The organism is Bellilinea sp. (genome assembly GCF_034432615.1).
Classification (GTDB): domain Bacteria; phylum Chloroflexota; class Anaerolineae; order Anaerolineales; family Anaerolineaceae; genus Bellilinea.
On record NZ_DAOUBL010000184.1, the window covers coordinates 1 to 3181 of the forward strand.

The 3181-nt window shown below is 55.6% G+C and carries 1 protein-coding gene and 2 pseudogenes; all 3 read left to right on the forward strand.

The genetic code is table 11. From position 1 onward, the window contains the following. Window positions 1-1279: pseudogene (locus VAE48_RS08500) on the forward strand (ABC transporter substrate-binding protein); the annotation flags it as partial. 79 nt (window positions 1280-1358) lie between these two features. Beyond that, complete coding sequence (locus tag VAE48_RS08505) at window positions 1359-2501, forward strand: ABC transporter permease (RefSeq protein ID WP_322792893.1); 1143 nt, start codon at window positions 1359-1361, stop codon at window positions 2499-2501. Continuing rightward, window positions 2498-3181, forward strand: a pseudogene (locus VAE48_RS08510) (ABC transporter permease); the annotation flags it as partial. The gene VAE48_RS08505 and the pseudogene VAE48_RS08510, both read left to right, overlap by 4 nt.

Below are 3181 nucleotides of genomic sequence, written 5' to 3' on the forward strand. Positions count from 1 at the left end.
CTGGATTTATGACCAGATGCTCATCCGCGGTACCGGCGAATACGGCCTGGTGTTCGATCCGTTCACCGGTCTGCAGTACCCCAACCGTGTAGAGAAAGCCGAAGTCGTTGTTCAAGAAGGCCTGCCGGTTGGCAAGACGCTCGACTGGCTGACGCTCGAATTCGCTCCTTCCATTGAAGTACCGGGCGATGCCTGGGCCGATTGGGACGCCGAACAGCAGCGCTTCATCACCGTTGCCGAGAAATACCCTGAAGGTGCCACCGCCCTGCGCAAGAGCACGGTCTACTACCCGGCCGACCTGTATCAGAAGGTCAAATGGCATGACGGCAGTCCCTTCTCTGCGGGTGACGTGGTGTTGGGCATCATCCTGACCTTCGACCGCGGCAAGGAAGCCAGCCCATACTATGACGAATCGGTTGTGCCGGCTCTGGAGTCCTTCCTCTCGTCCTTCAAGGGCGTCAAGATCGTTTCGACCGATCCGCTGGTCATCGAAACCTACTCCGATTTGTGGAACCTGGATACCGAGTTGAACGTTGACTCGTGGTGGCCGTTCTACGCTCAGGGTCAGGCGGCCTGGCACGCACTGGCAATCGGTTTGAAAGCCGACGGCGCCGGTGAAGCGGCCTTCTCCTCCGCCAAAGCGGATGCCAATGAAATCGAATGGCTGTCCTACATCTCCGGCCCGACCATTGACATCCTCAAAGCCAAACTGGACGAGGCGACCACCGAAGGCTTCATCCCCTACGCCCCAACGCTGGGTGAGTTCGTCAGTGCCGATGAAGCGGCTGCCCGCTACGCCAATCTGGCGGAGTGGTTCCGCGTACGCGGTCACTTCTGGGTAGGCACCAATGTGTTTTATCTGGAACGCGCCTTCCCGGTGGAAGGTACCGTCGTGCTGCGCCGCTACAACGACTACTCTGAACCGGCCGATAAATGGCTGCGCTTCTCCGCGCCGCCCATCGCCGAAGTTGAAGTGGATGGTGACGACCGTGTGACCATTGGCAGCGAAGTCTCCTTTGATGTCTTTGTGGACTTCGAGGGGCAGCCCTACCCGCTGGCCGATATTGACAATGTCAAATATCTGGTCTTCGATGCTAACGGTGAACTTTCGCTGGTGGGTCAGGCAGAAGCTGTGGAAGATGGCCTGTTCCAGGTCAAGTTGAGCGCTGAGGACACCGGCAAACTGGTAGAAGGCGCCACCCGCCTTGAGGTGGTGGTGGTTTCCAAACGGGTTGCCGTGCCGTCGTTCGGCTCCTTCCAGTTTGTGACTGCCCCGTAAGGGTTACCCAATTAACCAAGTGGAGGGGCGAGGACAAAACCTCGCCCCTCTCCTACCGGATGAAGGATGAAAAATTGATATGACGGAAGCGACTCAGTCCCCTGTGACGGCCTCCACATCCTCACTTGAAAAGAAAGCCGCAGCCAGTACCTTATCTCGATTAGCCAAGTACACGCTCGTAAAAATCCTCACTCTGGGGATTACCATTGTTATCGGTGTCTATCTGACGATTATCATTGCCAATATGGGGGGAGAAGTAGATAACATTCGCCGCGGCGAAATCCGCGAACGGATTGCACTGGGCGTCAGCATGAATCAGGAAATGCGCCGTCTGCCTGCTGAAGAGCGTAACAAGTTGATCAACGATATGGTGCGCCTTGAAGAACAGCGTTTGGGGATGGACCGTCCGTTTATCTTACGCAGTTTCAGCTACCTGGCAGATGCCATGTCCCTCAATCTGGGGCGCGCCCAGTACCTCACCAGCGACAGCGGTTCTAAAACCGTGCGCCTGATCATTCTGGAACGTCTGCCACCCACCCTGGTTCTGTTCGGCACGGCGAATTTGCTGCTCTTTTTTTCCGCCCTGTTCATTGCGTTGGGACTTTCCCGCCATTACGGCAGCTTTTTCGATCGGCTGGTCATCGCTCTGGCGCCTACTTCGGCAGCCCCCGGCTGGTTTTACGGCATCTTCCTGATTCTCATCTTTGCGGCGGTGCTCAACATCCTGCCTTACGGCGGTATGGTGGATGCCCCGGTGCCGGATACGACCATTGGGTACGCGCTCAGCCTGCTCAAGCACATGATTCTGCCCACCCTGGCGATTTTCCTGAGTTCGATTTTTGTCACCATTTACGGCTGGCGTACCTTTTTCCTCATCTTTTCCAGTGAAGATTACGTCGAGATGGCCAAGGCCAAAGGCCTGTCATCCCAGATGATTGAACGCCGCTACATTCTGCGCCCGACCATGCCCAATATCATCACCAACTTTGCCCTGCTGATTATTGGTTTGTGGTTTGGGGCAATCATTCTGGAAACGGTCTTCAACTGGCCCGGACTTGGCCGCCTGTTCTACCGGGCGATTGGTTTGTTCGATACGCCGGTGATCGTCGGTGAAACGGTGATTTACGCTTACCTGCTGGCGATTACCGTCTTTTTACTGGATTTCATCTACGCGCTGGTTGATCCGCGCGTTAAAGTTGGAGGCGAGGGTCCCAAAGCATGAATACGTTGAAAAATGCTTTTCGCGACATTGCTCAATATCCCTCTGCGGTGGTCGGTTTGGTGATCATCGTATTGCTGGTTGCCTTTGCGATTTATGCCGTGGCAACCATTCCGTATAATGAAGCCATCCGCCTGTGGCGGGGAGGCGAGTCGGTGTGGGGCGACTATCCGCGCAACGCTGCGCCGGTTTGGACGAACTGGTTTTCGGCAGTCAAGAAGCCCGAAACCCTGATCCTGACCACCGATGATGACCGGGTTTTGAAAGAAATTCAGACGGTTGGCAGCAATCAGGAAGTGATCATGCACTATGTTTTCGACTACCAGTATGATGACTTTCCGCAAGAATTGATCATTTTCTTTACCTCGACCTACGATGTAAAACAACCCCACATTTCCATGAAGTGGATCACTCCGGACGGCCGCGAACTGCGCATGAGCCAGATGTCGGTGCGCAGGTCCGACCAGTACCGTTTTGAACTGGACGAGCGCCTCAAGCGGCGGATTAAGGACATGACGATTACGCAGGGGCTGTTTGCCCAGCCGGATGTCCTGCCGCCGACGGTGCTGAAAGGGCAGTACGAACTGCAAATTTCGGCGCTGTTGTTTGAACCCAATGCGGAAGTGGATGCCAAACTGGTGTTGTACGGCAAGGTACACGGCCTGGCGGGCACCGACCACATC

Bases quoted from the DNA above. Each gene is read 5' to 3' on its own strand.
- VAE48_RS08505 (WP_322792893.1), top strand. From the start codon at position 1,359: ATGACGGAAGCGACTCAGTCCCCTGTGACGGCCTCCACATCCTCACTT.